Raw genomic sequence first — 5,917 nt, 5'->3', positions numbered from 1 at the left:
ACGACATAGTCACCCCGATACGTCATCACCGCCGGACGCGGACGGTCCGTGGGAAGCGCCAGCTGATCCGGCAGACCCGCCAGCGCCCGCTTCCAGTAACCGATCTGGGTGGCGAACAAGCTGTCCGGATCGTCCTGGTCACCCAGAAGCTCGTTCTGCCACAACGTGTAGTCCGCGTACTGCACCGGCAACGGCGCCCACTTGGGCACCCGCCCCTGCACACGAGCCGTATAGGCACGGGTCAGGTCAGCGGCCAGCGGCCCCAGCGACCAGCCGTCACCCGCGATGTGATGCACGACCAGGACGAGGACGTGCCGGTCGGGTGCGAGGCGGAACAGGTCCGCGCGCAGCGGAGGTTCGGTCGCCAGGTCGAAGGGGTGGCGGGCCGCCGACGCCAGGACGTGCGGCAGTTCCGTCCCGGTGATGCCGGTGGCGGGCAGCTCCACGGTCACGTTGTCGAGGACGTGCTGGTAGGGGGTGCCGTCGACCTCGGGGAACACGGTCCGCAGACTCTCGTGGCGGGCCACCACATCGCCGAGGGCCGCGCGCAGGGCCTCGCGGTCCAGCTCGCCGGACAGGCGTAGCACAAGCGGGATGTTGTAGGTGGCGCCCGGCCCCTCCATCTTGTGCAGGAACCACAGTCGGCGCTGCGCGAACGACAGTGGCACCGCCTCGGGCAGCCGCTGCCTGGTCAGGGCGAGCCGCGCCGGACCCGCGGTTTTGAGCCGGGCCGCCACCGCCCCCGCGGTCCGCGCCTCGAAGAGCGTGCGCAGGCCGATCTCGACGCTGAAGGCGGCCCGGATGCGGGCGATCACGCGGGTGGCCAGCAGCGAGTGGCCGCCCAGGTCGAAGAAGTCGTCGTCGACGCCGACCCGCGCCAGCCCGAGGACCTGCGCGAACAGGTCGCACACGATCTGCTCCTGCGGCGTACGCGCCTCCCGCCCCGACCCGGCCGACGCGAACTCGGGTGCCGGCAGGGCGGCCCGGTCGAGCTTGCCGTTGGCCGTCAGGGGGAGCCGGTCGAGGGGGACGACGGCCGCCGGGACCATGTGGTCGGGCAGCCGGTCGCGGGTGAAGTCCTGTACCTCCTTGGGCCGCAGCGTCTCGCGAGCCACCACGTACGCCACCAGCCGGACGCTGCCGTGCTGGTCCTCGCGGGCGACGACGGCCGCCTGCGCGATGTCCGCGTGGTCGGTGAGGACGTTCTCGATCTCTCCGGGTTCTATCCGGAAGCCGCGGATCTTGACCTGGTGGTCGGCCCGGCCGACGAACTCCAGCTCACCGTCCTGGTTCCGGCGCACCAGGTCACCGGTGCGGTACATACGGCCACCGGGCTCGACGGCGTACGGGTCCGCCACGAACCGCTCGGCCGTCAGACCGGGCCTGCCCAGGTAACCCCGGGCGACCCCGGCACCCGCGATGTACAGCTCCCCCACCACACCGGGCGCCACCAACTCCAGCCCCGCACCCAGCACATAGGCCCGGGTGTGGGCGATCGGCCGGCCGATCGGCGCCGAGTCGGGCCACGTGCCGGGTTCACCGCTCAGGGTGTGCGCCGTGACCACATGCGTCTCGGTCGGGCCGTAGTGGTTGTGCAGCACACGGCCGGGCGCCGACTCGTGGAACTCACGGACGACGCGGCTCAGCGTCAGCGCCTCGCCCGCCTGCGCCACCGTACGCAGCCGCGGCAGCGTACGACCGTGCTCCATGGCGGCCTCGGCGACGGCCTCGAGCACCAGGTTCGGCGCGAACAGCTCCTCGACCGCGTGCTCGTCCAGCCACTCGACGAACCGGGCCGCGTCGCGCCGGACGTCCTCGTCCGGGATCACCAGTGTCTTGCCGAACAGCAGGGCCGACAGCATCTCCTGAGCGGACACGTCGAAGCTGATCGCGGTGAACTGCGCGGTGCGCACGCCCGGTTCGCCGCCGACCGCCCGGTGGTGCCATTCCAGGAGGTTCACCAGTGCGCCCGCGGGCATGACGACGCCTTTGGGCCGGCCGGTGGAGCCGGAGGTGTAGATGACGTAGGCGGGGTGCTCGGGGGTGAGTGCGGGGGTGGGGTTGTCGACGGGCCGGCCGGCGAGGTCGAGGGTGTCCAGGAGCAGGACGGGTGTGCCCGTCCCGGTCGGCAGAGGGGCCTCGGCCGCGGTGGTCGTCAGGACGAGGGCCGGGCGCGCGTCGCTGACCATGTCGGTCAGGCGGGCACGCGGGTACGCGGGGTCGAGGGGCAGATAGGCGGCACCCGCCTTGAGCACGGCCAGCACGGCGACGACCAGGTCCGGGGACCGGGGCAACGCCAGCGCGACGATGTCCTCCGGACCGATCCCCCGGGCACCGAGCAGATGCGCCAGCCGGTTCGCACGCTCGTTGAGCTCCCCGTACGTCATCGTGGCCCCCTCGCAGACCACGGCCGTCGCGTGCGGAGCCCGAACGGCCCGCGCCTCGAACAACCCCGGCAACGTCACCCGAGACACCACCGGCGCAGGAACGTCAGGAACGGCCAGCAGAGCGCACCGCTCCTCCTCCGAGAGCAGATCGATCCGCCCGATCGGCCGGTCGGGATCGGTGACGACGAGGTCGAGGACCCGGATCAGCCGTTCGAGGAACCCGGCGGCCACGGCCCGGTCGAAGAGGTCGTCCCGGTAGTCCAGGCGAAGGTAGAGACGGCGCCCCGGCGCGGCGATCAGGGTGAGCGGGTAGTGCGTCGCGTCCCGCCCACGGCCCAGGTCCGGGGTGATACGCAGCCCGGTGTCGGGCACTTCGGCGTCCGGCAGCCCAGTGTCCGACCCGCTGTCCGGCAACTCGGCGTCCGGCGGCTCGGCGGGGTCGTCCCACGGGTAGTTCTCGAACACCAGGGAGGTGTCGAAGAGGTCGCCCAGCCCGGCCAGCTGCTGGATGCGGGCCAGCCCCAGGTGCTGGTGCGCGGTCAACGACGACTGCGCGTCCTGCAGCCGTACGACGGTGGACAGCAACGACCGCGCCGGATCCAGCGAGACCCGCACCGGGACCATGTTGATGAGCAGTCCCACCATCGCCTCGACGCCCGGCAGCTCCGGGTCGCGTCCCGCCACGACGGCCCCGAACACCACGTCGTGATGGCCCGTGCGCCGGCTCAGCACCAGCCCCCAGGCGGCCTGCAGGACGGTGTTCAGCGTCACCCCCTGGCGCCGCGCCCAGTCGGCGAGCGCCGCCGTGCGGTCTTCGTCCAGCTCCGTCGTGATCCGCTCCGGCATCAGCCCCGGACGGCCCGGATCCACCGGAGCGAGCAGCGTCGGCTGCTCCAGGCCGCTGAGCGCCTCCCGCCAGGCGGCCTCCGCCGCCGGCCGGTCCTGCCGCGCGAGCCAGCCCAGGTAGTGCCGGTAGGGGGTCACCCGGGGCAGCGCGGTGGCGTCGCCCCGGCTGCCGTACAGCGTGATCAGCTCGCGCACGAGCAGGGGCGTCGACCAGCCGTCGAGCAGGACGTGGTGGGTGGTCATGATCAGGCGGTGGCGCTGCGCGGCCAGCCTGACCAGTGAGAAGCGCAGCAGCGGCGGCTCGGCCAGGTCGAATCGGCGGCCGTGCTCCTTGGCGGCGAGCCGGGCCAGCTCCGCCTCCGCCTCGGCGTCTGGAAGTGCCGAGAGGTCGAACTCCTCCCACGGGATCTCCACCTCACGCACGATCAGCTGCACCGTCCGGCCCGAGTCCACCTGCCGGAATCCGGCGCGCAGGTTCGGGTGGCGTCGCACGAGGGCGTGGACCGCGGCCTTCAGGCGCGCCCCGTCGAGGCCGCCTTCGATGGCGAAGACGTGCTGCACCGCGTAGACGTCCGCGCCGTCCTGCTCGTAGCGGGAGTGGAACAGCAGCCCCTCCTGCATCGGGGAGAGGGGAAGGATGTCTTCCAGGCCCGACGACGTCATTTGTCAATCCTCCACGCGGCTTCGAGCTGCTCGATGTCGTGCTGGCTGAGGTCGGTCAAGGGGAAGTCCGAGGGGGTGTGGCCGCCCGTGCCGGCGCGGTCGCCGTGCCGGACCAGGCCTCGGACCGCCTGGAACCAGTGGTCGGCGAGGACACGGACGTGCCGCTCGGACCAGAGGTCCGGGGCCCAGGTCCAGACGGCCTCCAGCCCCGGGCCGTCCGGGGCGTCGCGGACCATGCAGTTGACCTCGAGCCCGTGCGCCATGGCGGTCGCCGGATCGGCGCCGCTCAGCAGACCGGTCTCCGGCGCCACCGTCCACGCCGGCCGGCCGGGAGTCACCGGGGCGCCCGCTGACGGGAACCGGCCCAGGTAGTTGAACCCGAGTTGCGGTACGGCGAGCCCGGCCAGCTCGGGACCGGTCTCGGGATGGAGATGGCGCAGCAGACCGAAGCCGATGCCCCGGTCGGGCAGGGCGCGCAGCTGTTCCTTGACCCGCTTCAGCGCCTGTCCGAGGGTCGGTCCGCCGTCGACGACCTCCGCCCAGGCCAGTGGGCCCGGGTCGACACGGACGGGATACAGCGAGGTGAACCAGCCCACCGTGCGGGAGAGGTCCGCGCCCTCGGCGATCTCCTCGCGCCCGTGTCCCTCCACGTCCACCAGCAGGGCCGTGTGCCGCCCTTGGGCATGACCCCGGCGCCACTGGGCGACCGCCAGGGCGAGCGCGGTCAGCAGGACGTCGTCGACCCCGGCGTGGAAGGCCGTCGGCACGGTCGTCAGGAGGGGCGCGGTGACCTCGGACGGCAGGGAGCAGGTGAGCTCGCGGGCCCGGCCCACGGTGTCCCGTACGGGATCCAGCCGGCCGGTGGTCAGCGGCGGGTCGGCCGCGGTGAGCAGCTCGGTCCACAGCCTTGCCTCCGCGCCGCGGGCAGGCTTCAGTGCCTCCGCCGCGAGGAGCTGCGACCAGCGGCGCAGCGAGGTGCCTACCGGGTCCAGGCGCGGCGGGCGGCCGAGCCTGACGGCCTCCCAGGCGGCGATGAGATCGGGAAGCAGGATCCGCCAGGACACCCCGTCGACCACGAGATGGTTGACGACGAACAGCAGCCTGCCCGGCCGGACCGGTCCGGCGTCGAACCAGACCGCCTGGACCAGCGGCCCCCGCTCGGCCGACAGACGGGCGGACGCCGCCTCCGCCCGGCGGCGGATCACGGCCTCACCGATGCCGGCGGCGCCGCTCTCGACGCGGTGCACCAGGTCGGCGGCCCGCACGGAACCCACCGGGCGCACCGCGAGCGACCACGAACGGCCGTCCGGGCCGCCCGCGGTCCGGGTCAGCCGCAGCGCGTCGTGGTGGTCCACGAGCGCCTGCACCGCCGCGGTGAGGTGGTCCTCACGTAGATCGGCCGGCACCTCCAGCAGCATCGCCTGGTGAAAGGCGTCGGCTTTCCCGCCGCGCGCGTCGAACCAGCGCATGATCGGGGTCGGCTCCAGGCCTCCCACGCCGGAGTCGTCGGTGTCCGGGGCCGACAGCGCCATGTCCCCGGCGACCTCGGCCAGTCCGGCCACGGTCCGCTGCTCGAAGACGTCGCGGACCGCGAACCGGACGCCCGCCGAACGCGCCAGGCTGACCAGGCGGATCGAGACGATGCTGTCTCCGCCGAGCGCGAAGAAGTCGTCGTCCGGCCCGACCCGGTCCACCCCGAGGGCCCGAGCGAACAACTCTCCCAGGAGCCGCTCGCGTGCGGTACGCGGCTCACGCCGGGGCGCGTTTGCCGGCGCGCCCGGTTCGGCCTCGGGCAGCGCGGCCCGGTCGAGCTTGCCGTTGGCCGTCAGCGGCAGCCGGTCCAGGGTGACGTAGGTGGACGGCACCATGTACTCCGGCAGCCGTTGCCGCACGAACTCCCGTAGCTCTTGCGGCGTTACGGCGGTGTCGGCGACGACGTAGGCGACGAGGCGCGCGTCACCGGGCTGGTCGTGGTGTGCGACGACGGCGGCTTCGGCGATGTCGGGATGACCGGTGAGGAC

Annotated in this window: 2 protein-coding genes; both read right to left on the bottom strand. The window is 73.1% G+C overall.

Going from position 1 to position 5,917, the window contains the following annotated elements:
• Positions 1-3,896 (bottom strand): amino acid adenylation domain-containing protein (locus ACZ7FF_RS44745; protein ID WP_470820485.1); only part of this gene is annotated, 3,896 nt, incomplete at its 3' end.
• Positions 3,893-5,917: condensation domain-containing protein (locus tag ACZ7FF_RS44740; RefSeq protein WP_470820483.1), on the bottom strand; the 2,025-nt coding region annotated here is incomplete at its 5' end. The genes ACZ7FF_RS44745 and ACZ7FF_RS44740, both read right to left, overlap by 4 nt.

It is taken from the genome of Streptomyces sp. NPDC037126, assembly GCF_055605965.1.
Note: the sequence above shows the minus strand (reverse complement) of the source record. Positions and strands in the feature narration are given on the sequence as shown.